General features: G+C 42.4%; 12 protein-coding genes. 7 read left to right on the top strand and 5 right to left on the bottom strand.

The window, feature by feature from the left end; genetic code table 11:
• The first annotated feature begins 20 nt into the window (after positions 1 to 20).
• Positions 21 to 428 carry a septal ring lytic transglycosylase RlpA family protein gene (locus BM380_RS10795; protein ID WP_090494341.1) on the top strand — a complete coding sequence of 136 codons (408 nt, stop codon included), beginning with the start codon at positions 21 to 23 and terminating at the stop codon, positions 426 to 428.
• Here the strand turns inward: BM380_RS10795 and cydC are convergent.
• The 5 genes from cydC to BM380_RS10770 are packed head-to-tail and all read right to left on the bottom strand — an operon-like array spanning position 425 to position 6,815.
• Positions 425 to 2,161 (bottom strand): thiol reductant ABC exporter subunit CydC, encoded by a 1,737-nt coding sequence (gene cydC, locus BM380_RS10790; protein WP_090494340.1) that lies wholly within the window; start codon positions 2,159 to 2,161, stop codon positions 425 to 427. The two genes, BM380_RS10795 and cydC, sit on opposite strands and share 4 nt — an antisense overlap.
• Positions 2,154 to 3,929, bottom strand: a complete 1,776-nt coding sequence (gene cydD, locus BM380_RS10785) for a thiol reductant ABC exporter subunit CydD (protein WP_090494338.1) — start codon at positions 3,927 to 3,929, stop codon at positions 2,154 to 2,156. Before cydD ends, cydC begins: the two co-directional genes overlap by 8 nt.
• Entirely contained in the window at positions 3,919 to 4,083 is a 165-nt protein-coding gene (gene cydX / locus BM380_RS10780) for a cytochrome bd-I oxidase subunit CydX (protein WP_013465418.1), read from the bottom strand. Before cydX ends, cydD begins: the two co-directional genes overlap by 11 nt.
• A 12-nt stretch (positions 4,084 to 4,095) precedes the next feature.
• Complete coding sequence (cydB, locus tag BM380_RS10775) at positions 4,096 to 5,235, bottom strand: cytochrome d ubiquinol oxidase subunit II (RefSeq protein ID WP_013465417.1); 1,140 nt, start codon at positions 5,233 to 5,235, stop codon at positions 4,096 to 4,098.
• On the bottom strand, positions 5,232 to 6,815 hold the full coding sequence (locus tag BM380_RS10770) for a cytochrome ubiquinol oxidase subunit I (protein WP_013465416.1): 1,584 nt from the start codon (positions 6,813 to 6,815) through the stop codon (positions 5,232 to 5,234). Before BM380_RS10770 ends, cydB begins: the two co-directional genes overlap by 4 nt.
• A 292-nt stretch (positions 6,816 to 7,107) precedes the next feature.
• On the opposite strand from BM380_RS10770, the gene lpxB reads away from it, so the two are divergent.
• The 6 genes from lpxB to BM380_RS10740 all read left to right on the top strand — a co-directional run bounded on the left by lpxB (position 7,108) and on the right by BM380_RS10740 (position 15,082).
• Positions 7,108 to 8,265 (top strand): lipid-A-disaccharide synthase, encoded by a 1,158-nt coding sequence (gene lpxB / locus BM380_RS10765; protein WP_016899290.1) that lies wholly within the window; start codon positions 7,108 to 7,110, stop codon positions 8,263 to 8,265.
• On the top strand, positions 8,255 to 8,854 hold the full coding sequence (gene rnhB, locus BM380_RS10760; protein WP_010388148.1) for a ribonuclease HII: 600 nt from the start codon (positions 8,255 to 8,257) through the stop codon (positions 8,852 to 8,854). Before lpxB ends, rnhB begins: the two co-directional genes overlap by 11 nt.
• Positions 8,855 to 8,856: 2 nt before the next feature.
• Entirely contained in the window at positions 8,857 to 12,348 is a 3,492-nt protein-coding gene (gene dnaE / locus BM380_RS10755; protein ID WP_033103773.1) for a DNA polymerase III subunit alpha, read from the top strand.
• Between the two features lie 16 nt (positions 12,349 to 12,364).
• Positions 12,365 to 13,321 carry an acetyl-CoA carboxylase carboxyl transferase subunit alpha gene (accA, locus tag BM380_RS10750; protein WP_008467493.1) on the top strand — a complete coding sequence of 319 codons (957 nt, stop codon included), beginning with the start codon at positions 12,365 to 12,367 and terminating at the stop codon, positions 13,319 to 13,321.
• A gap of 112 nt (positions 13,322 to 13,433) precedes the next feature.
• The gene (tilS, locus tag BM380_RS10745; RefSeq protein ID WP_090494336.1) at positions 13,434 to 14,744 is read left to right on the top strand and encodes a tRNA lysidine(34) synthetase TilS; all 1,311 of its coding nucleotides are present in this window, start codon (positions 13,434 to 13,436) and stop codon (positions 14,742 to 14,744) included.
• Positions 14,741 to 15,082 (top strand): hypothetical protein, encoded by a 342-nt coding sequence (locus tag BM380_RS10740; RefSeq protein ID WP_090494334.1) that lies wholly within the window; start codon positions 14,741 to 14,743, stop codon positions 15,080 to 15,082. The genes tilS and BM380_RS10740 overlap by 4 nt, the downstream gene beginning before the upstream one ends.
• The last annotated feature ends 48 nt before the right edge of the window (positions 15,083 to 15,130 follow it).

Here is a 15,130-nt window from a genome sequence, read left to right as displayed (position 1 = left end):
TTTCCTATAAAGTATAAATAATGAAACGGATAAAGTTAGTATTGTTTTCAATGCTATTGGTTATGTTAACTGCTTGTAGTACTGCGCCAAGGCAAATAATTAATCAACAAAGTGATATGTCAGAGCGAGGTAAAGCATCATTCTATGCAGACAAATATCATGGCAGAACCACGGCTAATGGCGAACGTTTTAGCCAACAGGCGGCAACGGCTGCGCATCTAAGACTCCCATTTGGTACAAAAGTGAAAGTTACCAATATTGCTAATAATAAGTCTGTAGTGGTCAGAATTAATGACAGGGGGCCTTATATTCGGGGTCGAATTATTGATTTATCTAAGGCGATGTTTAAAAAAATAGCCGACCCTAAAGTCGGCGTTATTGATGTAACGGTCACCGTTATTGATAAAAGTAATACTGCTAAGGACTAAAAGCGGGTCGTTAACGCCACATAGTCAGGGTGTTCATTGAGCAATTGTTGATGTGAACCTTGAGCGATGATTTGTCCACTGTCTAACCAGATGACACTATCCATTTGCGATAACAACGCTGGATCATGAGTAATTGTTAATACACTAGCATGCTCTTTTAGCTGTAAAATACTGTTCATAACGGCTTGTTTAGAAATATTATCGAGCCCTTCAGTGGGTTCATCGAGCACTACAATGGCGGGTTGTTGCAGCAGCGCTTGTGCCAAGGCAATGCGTCTTGACTGGCCTTGAGAGACACTGCGTCCCCCTGTACCTAAACGAGTATTTAAGCCTTCTTTTAGCGCGCTAAACCAGTTACCCAGCTCGGCTTGTTTTAACGCCGCTGTCATTTGTTGCGGTGTTGCATCAGGTGCCGCATAGGCAAGATTATCGCTTAATGTACCATCAAAAATATGATGTTGCTGCGCTAAAATATTTAATGTTTTTGCACGGCTTTCATTATTTAAATTATGCAGGTTTATTGTTTCTTTTTCGCTTTGTAAGCTAATTGCACCTTGTTGCAGAGGCCATAAACCGCTGAGTAAATTCACTAAGGTTGTTTTACCACTGCCGCTTCGTCCAACAATCGCCACTTTATGCTTTGCAGGTAGCTCAAAACTCACATTATTTAATGCCTGCTTTTGGCCATAGTGGTAGCTAATTTTATCTAGCGAAAGTGTCCATTTTTTATTATGTGAATCAATAACCTGTGAAGGTACCTCGTTTTTCTTCAGTACTTTATCTTCAAGGGTAAATAGTCGCTCAGCTGCTTTTAATACATTAGGTAGTTCAATAAACGCGTTGGGTAGTAACAATACGCTTTCAAAACTGGCCAGTACAAACAAACTCAACATCGCCAATTCAACATTTACCATCTCGGCGCTAAACACCAGCGGCACAATAGTGACAATGCTGGCGAGCATAGCCAGTTGTACTATGAGTAAGCTCAAACCATCAGCATTGCCAAGAGCCTTATGACGAATAAATAATTGCTGGTTATACTGCTTACTTAACTGATCACACTTAGTGAGTTGTTGGTTTCGAGCTTGGTAAATATTTAGTTCTCTAAGACCCGTTAAGGTATCAGATAGCTCAGCTCTTAATTGGGCGCTGAGTAATGTTTCTTGGTGGCTGTTTTTATCTAATTGTCTGCTCAATATAGCGGGTATAACCACCCCAATAACAACGATACCCGTAAAGCAAATTAAGGCTACACTTGGGCTGTAAGCAGACATAAACAGCATAATAATAGGCACAGTGAGTAAGGCTACCAACATCGGCAGCAACACATTTAAATAAAATTTATCTAGTGCGTCTACATCATTTTGTAAGCGGTTAACTAAATCGGCACTGCGGCTCATAGCCAAATCAAGATTATTAAGTTTACTGAGTGTGGCGAACATATTTACTCGTATTTCACTTAACAATAAAAATGTGGCGTTGTGAGTAACTAAGCGTTCAGCGTAACGTGAAGCGGTGCGCACAATCGCCAAAAAACGAATGGTGCCAGCTGGGGTAAAGTAGTTCATATGGACGCCTGCAATTCCTGCGGCAGCCATAGAAGCTAAAAACCAGCCGGAAATAGCGAGTAAGCCTACATTAGCTAGCACCGTGAGTGACGCTAGAAACGTCCCTAGAAGCATCGCTTTATAATGAGGGCGGCACAATTTAAGTAAACGAATAAAGTTAGTCATTAGTCGCTCCATGTTGCGCTGTTTGCAGCAGCTTTGCAAATTCGCCAGCTTGCTGGCTGAGCGTTATAAAGTCGCCTTGCTGAGCGATGGCACCGTTTTCCATAACGATAAGTTGTTTGGCATTTCTTACTGTATTTAAGCGGTGCGCTATGGTGATCACTAAGTGTTCTTTTGCATACTCAGCAATAGCGTTTTGAATGAGCTGTTCAGTTTGACTGTCTAAATGAGCGGTTGGCTCATCAAGCATTAAAATAGGGGCGTTTTTTAAAAATGCACGAGCTAAAGCAATACGCTGCTTTTGCCCTCCAGAGAGCCCTTCGCCTTGTTCACCTATTAAGGTGTTAAACCCATCAGGTAAGTCGTTAATAAATTCCAGCGCACCAGCTTGCTGCGCCGCCTGCTCAAGTGCTGCATTTGAAACGCCTGGGTTACCTAGCTTTATATTAGCGCCAATGGTGTCGAAAAATAAGGTTGGCTTTTGTGGGATCCAGGCAATGTTTTGTTGTAATTGGCTTATATCGGCTGTCGTCAATGATTGTTGGTCAATGGATATGTGTTGTATTACTTCTGGGTGAAAACCAAGCATGCAATCAAGTAGGGTGCTCTTACCTGAGCCGCTAGCTCCCACAATGGCTACTAGTCCTGTGCTTGGCAGGGTTAAATTAATGTTATTAATTCCCTCATTGCTATTAGGGTAACTAAAATTGAGATCATGGACGCTGATAGTGCTGTTACCCTCCATGTTTATATGAGCTGTGTGGTTATTATTTTTTGATGGCAGTGGTGCATTTAAAATGATTAGCATATCTGCAGCAGCACTAATTCCTTGTAAGCGCGCATGATAATGGCTGCCTAATTGGCGAAGCGGTAAGTAAAATTCAGGCGCTAGCAGCAATACTACAAAGCCGGTTGCAAAATCGAGCGTGCCAAAAAATAATCTAAAACCAATAATAACCGCTACCAGTGCCACACTAATTGTGGCTAAAAACTCCAGTGCAAAAGAAGATAAAAAAGCAATTTTTAACACGCTTAGCGTTGCATGCCTAAAATCATCTGAAATTTGGGCTATTTGCTTTAGCTCTTTGCGCGTAGCATTAAACAATTTTAGTTGGGTAAGCCCTTGTATGCGGTCAAAAAAGTAGTTGCCTAATACCGCCAGTTGTTGCCAGCGCTTTTGGTTAAGCGCTTCTGCCTTATGACCAACTAGAATCATAAAAAACGGAATAAGTGGTGCGGTTAATAAAAATATCAGTCCCGCTTTATAATCGGTCGGAAATATAACCACTAATATTGCCAGAGGAATAAGCGCACTATAGGCAACCCCTGGTAAGTACTTTGCATAGTAGTCATGCAGAGCTTCTACACCATTGTGCAGCGTGTTGAGCGTAGCGCCTTGGCCGTGTTGTTCTATATAACTTGGCCCAAGTAGCGTGAGTTTATCGAGTAAAGTTTGGCGAATAGCCGATTTGATTTTAAGCGCTGCAAATGCGCTTAAGCGCTCACTTAACGCTAAAAAAATGGCGCGCAGTAAAATAATACCCGCTAAAGGCCATAAAAAGTGGGTTACTTGGGCTAAATTACGCCCTTCAAACATCACATCATGAATGGTTTGTGCAAGTAAATAAGCGCCTGCAATCATTAAAATCGCATTAACTGTACCTAGGGCAATGCTTAGCTTTAACCACATTGCTGCCGGTTTACTTTGCTGCTTTAAAAAAGCGCGCAGAGACTGTTGCTGCGCGCGATTAGGTCGGGGGTTAGTCGTCATTATGAGTTGTATTATGCTCGTTTAATAAATCATGGGTGGCTTGTTCATCATCAGCAATGCTGTTTTTATTTTGATGAAACTCATACCACATTACATTTATTACGCCTAAGGTACAGGCAAGTAATACACCTAAAATCCACGCGAAATACCACATAATTTAGTCTCCTTAATAGCTGCCGTGAGGGTTGTTTTCAATTTCATCAACCGTCACTCTGCGCCACATTTTTACATAACACCACGTGGTGTAGGCTAAAATGAGTGGCACAAATATAACCACAGCAATAAACATAACATTGAGTGTTCTGTGGCTTGATACCGCATCCCAAATGGTTAAGCTAATATCAGGGTTGTTACTTGAGGGCATAATAAATGGGAATAACGAAACGCCCGCGGTCATAATCACTCCAATTAACATCACACTGGTTGCCAGTAAGCCTAAAGCGGGTTTATTTACTTTAGAAAACAGCAGTGCACACAGTGCCATTGCAAATGCCAAAATAGGGAAGGTCATTGTCCATGGGCGTTCGCTGTAGTTATTAAGCCATGCGCCTTGGGCGGTTGTGACTACTTTTGCCAGTGGATCTGCATGGCCTTGAGTATCACCCATAGAAACAATTTGATAGCCCGTTAGGTTGGCAACCCACACACCAGCCGCCGCAAATAACACTATAAAGGCAAGTAATGAGTAGCGACCGTATTGTCCTGAGCGCTCAGCGACCTGATCTGCGGTGCGCAGTTGTAGCCACATTCCCGCGTGTGCAATTAACATGGTAATACTAACTAAGCCGGCAATGAGCGCAAACGGATTAAGTAAAGCAAAAAACGACCCTTGGTAACTGACTCTTAATAAATTATCGATATTAAACGGTACACCCAAAAACAAGTTACCAAACGCTACACCAAATACCAGCGCAGGTATGGCACTACCGGCAAACAAGCCCCAGTCCCAGTTATTACGCCAGCGTTTAGAGTCAACTTTAGAGCGATAATCAAAGCCAAGAGGCCTAAAAAATAATGCAAATAACACCAGCATCATGGCAAAGTAAAAACCAGAAAACGCTGCGGCATAAACCATAGGCCACGCTGCAAACAAAGCTCCGCCTGCAGTAATAAACCATACTTGGTTACCATCCCAGTGGGCACCAATGGTATTAATAACGGTACGCCGTTCACTGTCTGTTTTGCCCACAATACGCAGTAACATGGCAACGCCCATGTCCATACCATCGGTAATGGCAAAACCAATTAACAGCACACCAATAATTAACCACCAGAGCATTTTTAATGTTTCATAATCAAAAATCATGATAGTTCTCCTTTAGCAGCCGTGCTGTGATCAGGTAATTCAAAATGGTACTTACCGGTATGCAAAGAGCTTGGGCCTTGCTTAATAAATTTAATCATTAACCATGCTTCAACAATCGCCAATCCAGTATAGAAAACAATAAAACCAGTTAAGCTAATTAAAATATCATTTACCGTCAGCGATGACGTTGCTAAAAAGGTCGGTAATACTTCAGAAATAGCCCATGGCTGGCGGCCATATTCAGCCACAATCCAACCAAATTCAATAGCAATCCAAGGCAGAGGAATGCTCAATACCGCCGCCCACAACAACCAACGTTTTTGTTCAATAATACGATGGGCGTTGTAATAAAAAGAAAGGATGAATACGCCAAGCATAATTACGCCACAGCCAACCATAATCCTAAATGACCAAAACATAGGGCCCACTTTAGGGAAGGAGTCTTTAACGGCTTGTTGTATTTGTGCCTCGCTGGCATCTACCACATTAGGAGTGTAACGTTTAAGTAATAAGCCATAGCCTAAATCATCTTTGACGTTATCAAACTTTTCGATATTTGCAGGGGTATCGTCACCTGCGCGAAGTTTTTCTAGGTATTCATAAGCAATCATGCCATTGCGAATACGCTTTTCGTGTTTTTTCTCAAGATCTGAAATACCAATCACTTGCTCATCAAGTGAGCGAGTTGCAATAATCCCTAATGCGTAGGGAATTTTTACTGCAGCATGAGTGACTTGCTCTTCTGAGTCAGGGAAACCTATTGCAGTAAAGGCTGCTGGAGCTTCTTCTGTATGCCATTCAGCTTCTATGGTCGCGAGTTTTACTTTTTGTACTTCACCGACTTCGTAGCCAGATTCATCACCGAGTAAAATAACACACAAAATAGAGGCTAAACCAAAGCCTGATGCCACCGAGAACGACCGTTTAGCAAATGCCAAATCACGTCCTTTTAATATGTACCAGCTACTAATTCCAAGTACAAACATAGAGGCGGCCACATAACCTGCAGACACGGTATGAATAAACTTAACTTGTGCTACAGGGTTAAATACCAGCTCTGCAAAACTGGTCATTTCCATGCGCATGGTTTGATAGTTAAACTCAGCCCCTACTGGATTTTGCATCCACGCATTAGCGACTAAAATCCACAGCGCAGACATATTTGTGCCCAGCGCCATTAAAAATGTGACCCCTAAATGCTGGCGTTTAGAGAGCCTATCCCAACCTAAAAAGAACATTCCCACAAAGGTTGATTCTAAAAAGAAGGCCATTAAGCCTTCAATGGCCAGTGGCGCACCAAATACATCACCCACATAGTGCGAGTAATACGACCAGTTAGTACCAAACTCAAATTCCATGGTGAGGCCCGTCGCCACGCCAATAGCAAAGTTAATACCAAATAACTTGCCCCAAAACTTAGTCATATCACGATAAATCTCGCGACCGGTCATAACATAAACCGATTCCATGATAACTAAAATCCAGGTCATACCGATTGTTAACGGCACAAATAAAAAATGAAATAGAGCGGTGACAGCAAACTGTAATCGCGATAGATCCACAAAGGTTTCATCTATCATTTTTGGCTCCTTTGGTTGTGATGCAGTGACAGCACAAAGCAATTGTTAATGTTTTAATGAACTTTCAGTAATTTCTGAAAGTTTGCATCATTATTAGCGTTTGTACAATTTTTGTCAATATGTATATTAGAAAACTTTAATATACTATGACATTACATCAGTCTATAAAATACGCAATCATCAATTAAGAGTAAGTTAGAAAAAAGTGGTGTGTTTTAAGCGTTTAACCTAGCCTTAAAACACGGTAAACTAATCGGTATGAACGCCGGGTTTACTTGTGAAAAAATAGCAAATGAAAAAAGATAAAAAACAACTACGAATTGGTATTGTGGCAGGTGAACTGTCGGGCGATATTTTAGGTGAAGGGCTCATAAAAGCGCTTAAAATACACTTTCCTGATGCCACTTTTGAAGGTATTGCAGGCCCTAAAATGCAAGCTCAAGGCTGCAAAACGCTGTTTGATATGGATGAGTTGTCGGTTATGGGCTTGGTTGAAGTCCTAGGCCGTTTACCGCGTTTACTAAAAATCCGCAAACAGTTAGTACAGCACTTTATTGATAACCCTCCTGATGTATTTATTGGTATTGATGCGCCGGACTTTAATTTACGTGTAGAAAAACCGTTAAAAGACGCAGGCATCAAAACCGTGCAATACGTAAGCCCTTCAGTGTGGGCGTGGCGTGAAAAACGGATTCACACTATAAGTGCAGCAACTAACTTAGTATTGGCTTTATTGCCTTTTGAAAAAGAATTTTACGACAAACACCAAGTACCGTGTACTTTTGTAGGTCATACATTAGCTGACGACATTGCACTTAAGCACGACGATAGCCAAGCCCGCAGCCAACTAGGCTTAAGTGCTGATGACAAGGTGTTAGCGTTATTGCCCGGGAGCCGGGGCTCAGAAGTGGGCTTGTTAAGCGAAACTTACATAAAAACAGCGGCGCAGTTACAAGCGCAGAACCCTGCATTAAAAGTCGTGGTGCCACTGGTGAACGCAAAGCGCAAAGCGCAGTTTATTGCTATTTTAAATGCCACAGCGCCCTCACTTAATGTTAACTTACTGGATGGGCAATCAAATTTAGCCATGCAAGCCGCCGATGCTATATTGCTTGCATCAGGTACAGCAACGCTTGAGGGCATGTTATATAAAAAGCCAATGGTGGTTGGTTATAAAATTAAACCCATGAGTTATTGGATTTTTAAAACCTTATTTACCTTTAATATTAAATATTTTTCGCTACCCAATTTATTGGCAGACGAAGAGTTAGTACCAGAGTTTTTACAAAGTGAGTGTAATGTGGCTAATTTAACCGCGGCGCTCACTCCTATGCTCAATAGCGATAATAAAGAATTAAAAGCACGCTTTTTAGCCATACATGAAAAAATTAGATTAGATGCAAGTAAACAAGCTGCAAATGCAGTGGCGGAGTTAATAGATGCAAATTGAACGACCCAATGTAACCTTAATTGCCGGTGTAGATGAAGTAGGTCGTGGGCCGCTGGTGGGTGATGTGGTTACTGCCGCTGTTATTTTAAATCCCAATAAGCCAATCGCAGGCTTGGCCGATTCTAAAAAATTAACGGATAAAAAACGTCAATTATTAGCCACTGAAATAAAAGAAAAAGCACTGTGTTATGCTATTGGCCGTTGTAGTCCAAGCGAAATAGATGAGTTAAATATATTACAGGCCACCATGCTTGCTATGAGCCGCGCGGTGGAAGCGCTTAGCACAGTGCCTGAATTTGTATTTGTTGATGGTAACCGTTTACCTAAATTAGCAATGCCCGCACAAGCGGTGGTAAAAGGCGATAGCCTAGTTGCTGAAATATCAGCCGCGTCTATTTTAGCAAAAGTTGCCCGGGATGATGAAATGATAGAACTTGATGCGCGCTACCCACAATATGGGTTTGCAGGGCATAAGGGGTATCCAACTAAGGCGCATTTTGCAGCGCTTGAACAATACGGTGCGATAGATGAGCATCGCAAGAGCTTTAAACCTGTGCAGCGTGTGCTTGCGCTTTCGGGTAAGGAGTAATTATGGCGGCTCCTGAATTTGTACATCTAAGAGTTCACTCAGACTTTTCGATGGTTGATGGTTTGGCAAAAACCAAACCAATCGTCGCTAAAGCACAAGAGCTTGAAATGCCAGCGTTGGCAATTACCGATCAAATGAACTTTTGTGGTCTGGTGCGTTTTTATGGCGCAGCGCATAATGCGGGTATTAAGCCGATTGTTGGTGCGGATTTTTGGGTACGTAGCCCAGAATTCCCCGACGAACCAAGCCGATTAACATTATTAGCCAAAGATAACATTGGCTATAAAAATATTACTTTATTGATCTCTAAAGCCTATCAACGTGGCCATGTTTTTCATCGCCCTGTCATTGACCGTGAGTGGTTAGTTGATTTAAAAGAGGGGCTTATCATACTCTCGGGCGCTAAAGATGGCGATTTAGGAAAAGCCTTAATAAAAGGTAACCCCGCTATTGTTGAGTCGGTGGTCAGTTTTTATAAGCAGCACTTTAGCGATCATTATTATATAGAGCTTATTCGTACCAACCGTGCTCAAGAAGAAAACTATTTGCACATGGCGGTGGAGCTTGCAACAAATGAGCAATTGCCAGTAGTGGCCACCAATGAAGTGGTATTTTTAAAACCTGAAAACTTTGAAGCCCATGAAATTCGTGTGGCTATTTTTGATGGTTACACTCTAGATGATAAACGCCGACCAAAGCGTTTTTCACAAGAGCAATACCTAAAAACGCCAGAACAAATGGCAGAGCTATTTAGTGATATTCCAGAAGCGCTACAAAATACCGTAGAAATTGCAAAGCGCTGTAATGTAACCGTGCAATTAGGTGAGTATTTCTTACCAGATTACCCGACGGGCTCACTAAAAATTGATGAGTTTTTGGTTAAAGTGTCACAAGACGGCCTTGAAGAACGATTACAGTTTTTATTCCCTGACGAGCAAGAACGCCAACAAAAACGCGGCGAATACGATGAGCGTTTAAAAATAGAACTTGATGTAATTAACCAAATGGGATTCCCTGGTTACTTCTTGATCGTAATGGAGTTTATTCAGTGGAGTAAAGATAACAATATTCCAGTAGGCCCAGGGCGTGGTTCAGGTGCGGGTTCATTAGTGGCTTATGCCCTTAAAATTACCGACCTTGATCCGCTCGAATTTGACCTACTCTTCGAGCGATTCTTAAACCCTGAACGTGTTTCTATGCCCGACTTTGACGTCGACTTTTGCATGGATAGGCGTGATGAAGTAATTGATCATGTATCGGCCTTGTATGGCCGTGACGCGGTATCGCAAATTATTACCTTTGGTACTATGGCAGCAAAAGCGGTAATACGCGATGTAGGCCGTGTACTTGGTCATCCGTATGGGTTTGTCGATCGTATTTCTAAGCTTATTCCGGGCGACCCTGGGATGACACTGGCTAAAGCATTTGACGTAGAACCCCGTTTGCAAGAAGCCTACGACGGCGATGAAGAAGTTAAAGACTTAATCGACATGTGTCGTATTCTTGAGGGCTGTACGCGTAATGCCGGTAAACATGCCGGGGGTGTTGTTATATCGCCTACCACCATTACCGATTTTGCGGCGCTCTATTGCGATGACGAAGGCAAGTTTCCAGTTACCCAGTTTGATAAAAACGATGTAGAAACCGCCGGTTTAGTTAAGTTTGACTTTTTAGGCTTACGTACGCTCACCATATTACAGTGGGCGCTGGATATGACCAATGAGCGCTTAAAGCGTGAAGGCAAACAGCCGGTCGATATCAACACCATTCCATTGGATGATAAAAAAAGTATAGAGTTACTGCTGCGCGCTGAAACCACCGCGGTATTCCAGCTAGAATCACGCGGCATGAAAGACCTAGTTCGCCGATTAAAGCCCGATTGCTTTGAAGATATGATAGCCTTAGTGGCCTTGTTCCGCCCAGGTCCACTGCAATCAGGCATGGTAGATAACTTCATCGACCGAAAGCTCGGCAGAGAAGAAATCTCATATCCCGATGCGCAATATCAACACGAAAGTTTAAAGCCGATTCTTGAGCCGACATACGGCATTATTTTGTATCAAGAACAAGTTATGCAAATAGCACAGGTGCTGGCCGGTTATACACTGGGTGGCGCTGATATGCTACGTCGTGCTATGGGTAAGAAAAAGCCCGAAGAAATGGCAAAGCAGCGTTCAACCTTTGAAGAGGGCGCACGTAATAATGGCATTGATGGCGAGCTGGCGATAAAAATATTCGACTTGGTAGAGAAGTTCGCAGGCTACGGTTTCAATAAATCGCACTCAGCAGCTTATGCATTAGTATCGTATCAAACGCTGTGGATGAAAACGCATTATCCGGCCGAGTTTATGGCGGCGGTAATGTCGGCTGATATGGATAACACCGACAAAATAGTAACGCTGGTGGATGAGTGTGAAAACATGAAACTCACTTTGTTACCGCCCGATGTAAACGCCGGTGAATACAAGTTTACTGTTAACCTTCAAGGTGAAATTGTCTATGGCATAGGGGCAATTAAAGGCGTAGGTGAAGCGCCGGTTGATGCCATATTAGAGGCGCGAGCAAAAGGCGGCCCATTTAAAGACCTATTTGATTTTTGTGCGCGTGTTGATTTAAAACGCTTAAATAAACGCGTTACCGAGAAATTAATCTATGCAGGCGCATTAGACCAACTAGGGCCTGAAAAAACTCAACCTGGGCGAGCAACACTATTAGCCAGCTTAAAAGATGCGATGCGCGCAGCCGATCAGCACAACAAAGCTGAATTATTAGGGCAAAGTGATTTATTTGGTTTATTGGCTACAGAGCCTGATGAAGTAGAGCAAGCGTTTATAAAAGCGACACCGCTTACGGATAATCAGTGGCTTGATGGCGAAAAAGACACCCTAGGCCTTTATTTAACCGGACATCCTATAAACCAGTATCGACGAGAGCTTGGGCATTACACCAGTGGCCGACTCATCGACTTACAACCAACTAATCGTGATGTGCTCTCAACCGGAGCAGGTTTAGTGATTGCAGCGAGAACCTTAATCAATAAAAAAGGAAATCGTTGGGGGCTGATAACTTTAGATGACAAAAGCGCCCGAATTGATGTACGCTTGTTTCCAGAACAGTTTGAAATGTACCAAGATATGTTGCAAATCAACAATATTTTGGTGATATCCGGACAGGTCAGCTTTGATAACTTCTCTGGTGGTATTACAATGACCGCCAGAGAAATAAACACCATTGCTCAGGCGCGTGAAAAGCGTATAAAAGCGATTAAGATGACGCTGAATATGGTGCAGATCGAGGCTGGTTTCTTCGATAAATTACAAAAAGTACTCGAACCATACAAAATGGGAACGTGTCCGATCAAGGTATATTATCAACGCCCCGATGCGTTGGTGCAATTAACCCTAGGGATCGAATGGTGTGTTACGCCAAGTGACGACTTAATTCATAAGTTATCGCTGATGGCAGCGCAAAATGTAGAACTAGAATTTAACTAATTAGGTAGTTTAGAGCATGAGCCTCAATTATCTTGATTTTGAGCTTCCAATTGCAGAATTAGAAGCAAAAATTGAAGAATTACAAAATGTAAGCCGCGCTGGCGAATTAGACCTTGGATTAGAAGAGGAAGTCAGCAAACTTAAAGAAAAGAGCGCACAAATGAAGGAGAAAATTTTCTCTGAACTAGGCGCTTGGCAAGTATCACAGTTAGCACGTCATCCGTTGCGTCCTTATACTCGAGATTATATCGAGCGTATTTTTACGGAATTTGACGAATTTGCGGGTGATCGCACGTTTGCTAACGACCCTGCCATTTTAGGCGGCGTAGCCCGTTTAGATGGTGAGCCAGTAATGGTGATCGGTCAGCAAAAAGGCCGTGGTACTGCTGAAAAAATCAAACGTAATTTTGGCATGCCAAAACCTGAAGGTTACCGTAAAGCATTGCGCTTAATGGAAATGGCAGAGCGTTTTAAAATGCCAATCATGACCTTTATCGACACCCCAGGTGCATACCCTGGTGTTGGCGCTGAAGAGCGTGGTCAGTCTGAAGCAATTGCACGTAACCTAAAAGTAATGGCCGCACTTAAAGTACCAACAATTTGTACTGTTATTGGTGAAGGTGGTTCAGGTGGTGCATTAGCCATTGGTGTCGGCGACAGAGTAAACATGTTGCAATACAGCACTTACTCGGTTATTTCACCAGAGGGTTGTGCCTCTATTTTATGGAAAAGTGCCGACAAAGCACCATTGGCTGCAGAGGCAATGGGTGTAACAGCAGAGCGTGTTAAAGAGCTAGATTTAATTAATAATTTAGTTGAAGAGCCTCTAGGCGGCGCGCACCGTAATTACGATGCGATGGCACGTAACTTAAAAGTACGCCTTAAGCGCGATTTAGCAGACCTACAAGCGTTATCGCTTGAAGAGATGCTTGACCAACGTTACAAGCGTTTAATGTCGTTTGGTTATTGTTAAAAATAGCTAAATATAGAAAAAAGCCGCCTATGCGGCTTTTTTTGTTTTAAAATACCGTAACGTAGAGCCTTTATTGTTCGGGTTATTAGCAATTTACTCATTGGGTATATTAATGCACAAAACACCTATTTATCTGCAGGTAAAAAAATCCCTTAATCACTACTTAGAAAATGGGCAATTCACATTTACAGTAGCCTTATCTGGTGGGGTAGACTCGGTGGTGCTGTTGCAGGTAATGCATGCGTTAAAACAGCAGTGCCCGCAATTAGATTTAAGTGCAATTTATGTCAATCATGGCTTAAGTGATAACGCCCATCACTGGCAGCAATTTTGCCAAGCACGCTGTGAGCAGCTTTCAATTGATTTTAAGGCGGCAAACGTCATTATTGAGCCGAAATCGCGCACCAGTATTGAAGCGCAGGCTCGCGAAGCGCGTTATCAAGCGCTTGATGAACACAGCCCAAGTGATAGTGTCATTTTGTTAGGCCAGCATTTAAACGACCAAGTAGAGACATTTTTACTTCGTTTAAAGCGCGGTTCAGGCTTAAAAGGGCTCGGCGCTATGCAGCAAACTCGCGTGCTTGAAAGTGGCCGTGAGTGCTATAGGCCATTACTTGGGGTAAAACGCAGCGACATAAAAGCGTTTGCTCAGCAATTTAATATTAGCCATATTACTGATGAGTCAAACTCCAATGAACGCTTTGATCGTAATTTTTTGCGTCAACAAATCGTGCCTAAGTTGGCTGAGCGTTTTACTGGGTTTGAGCAGTGTACAGCCCGTAGTATAGAATTATTACAACAGCAACAAGCACTGCTTGATGAATATACCCAGCAAGATCTCGCACAGTGTATTAACCAACATCAGGCGCTTAATATACAAAATATGGCTCATTACAGCGCTATTCGCATTGCGAATCTTCTGCGTGCATGGCTGGCTTTATTTACTCATACCATGCCTTCGCAAAAACAGTTAATGCAAATAATGAGTCAGGCTATTCATGCCAAAGCTGATGCGCAAATGGTTATTGAGCTAAGCGATGGACAAATACGCCGTCATCAAGGTTATCTGTATTTTGTGCAACCGACGCCTTTAGCCGTTAATATTGAACGCGTAACAAGTCGCGAACTAGTGCTGAATGACGGACAAATACTACAATGCCTGCAGGGAATAGGTATACGCGCCCCTAAACCTGATGAACAAGTCAGTGTTCGTTTTAACTGTAATAGTGCGCGTATTAAACCACTCAAAAAACCAGGCAGTAATACCCTTAAGCATTGGTTTAAAGATGCAAAAGTAGCGCCTTGGCTACGTGCTGATATTCCATTAATTTTTTACAATGATGAGCTAGTTCAAGTGGTTGGCTATTTTATTAGTGATAATCACAAAGATGATACTGGTTTTATTTGGGAGTATAAATCATGAGTCAACAATCCCATGTTGGGCTGTCGCTTATAAATAAGGCACCTACTGGCATATTAATTACGCTATTGATTGCGGTTTTAGCGAATGTATTTTTAACCCTTAATATAATTACATTAGGCTACGCTGTGTTGGGCGGTATGGTATGTGCCGCCATTTTACTTGCCTATTGGTTAGGTAAGGGGGGCGTATTTTTCATTCTAGGGGTGAGTATGCCCTTACTGTTAGTGCTTTTTACACCGCTTGCGACAATTGCCGCATTACTTAATTTACTCAGTGGCTTCTTTTTTGGTTTTTGTGCCATGCTGCTAATTTATAAGTACTTTATATTAAAAAAGTAGCGTATATAAGCACGTGATATTAAAAAAGTAGCGTAAAAAAGCCCAGCG

The sequence above is a fragment of the Pseudoalteromonas sp. DSM 26666 genome (assembly GCF_900116475.1).
Classification (GTDB): Bacteria; Pseudomonadota; Gammaproteobacteria; order Enterobacterales; family Alteromonadaceae; genus Pseudoalteromonas; species Pseudoalteromonas tetraodonis.
Note: the sequence above shows the minus strand (reverse complement) of the source record. Positions and strands in the feature narration are given on the sequence as shown.

Bases quoted from the DNA above. Each gene is read 5' to 3' on its own strand.
- BM380_RS10795 (WP_090494341.1), top strand. From the start codon at position 21: ATGAAACGGATAAAGTTAGTATTGTTTTCAATGCTATTGGTTATGTTA.
- cydC (WP_090494340.1), bottom strand. From the start codon at position 2,161: ATGACTAACTTTATTCGTTTACTTAAATTGTGCCGCCCTCATTATAAA.
- cydD (WP_090494338.1), bottom strand. From the start codon at position 3,929: ATGACGACTAACCCCCGACCTAATCGCGCGCAGCAACAGTCTCTGCGC.
- cydX (WP_013465418.1), bottom strand. From the start codon at position 4,083: ATGTGGTATTTCGCGTGGATTTTAGGTGTATTACTTGCCTGTACCTTA.
- cydB (WP_013465417.1), bottom strand. From the start codon at position 5,235: ATGATTTTTGATTATGAAACATTAAAAATGCTCTGGTGGTTAATTATT.
- BM380_RS10770 (WP_013465416.1), bottom strand. From the start codon at position 6,815: ATGATAGATGAAACCTTTGTGGATCTATCGCGATTACAGTTTGCTGTC.
- lpxB (WP_016899290.1), top strand. From the start codon at position 7,108: ATGAAAAAAGATAAAAAACAACTACGAATTGGTATTGTGGCAGGTGAA.
- rnhB (WP_010388148.1), top strand. From the start codon at position 8,255: ATGCAAATTGAACGACCCAATGTAACCTTAATTGCCGGTGTAGATGAA.
- dnaE (WP_033103773.1), top strand. From the start codon at position 8,857: ATGGCGGCTCCTGAATTTGTACATCTAAGAGTTCACTCAGACTTTTCG.
- accA (WP_008467493.1), top strand. From the start codon at position 12,365: ATGAGCCTCAATTATCTTGATTTTGAGCTTCCAATTGCAGAATTAGAA.
- tilS (WP_090494336.1), top strand. From the start codon at position 13,434: ATGCACAAAACACCTATTTATCTGCAGGTAAAAAAATCCCTTAATCAC.
- BM380_RS10740 (WP_090494334.1), top strand. From the start codon at position 14,741: ATGAGTCAACAATCCCATGTTGGGCTGTCGCTTATAAATAAGGCACCT.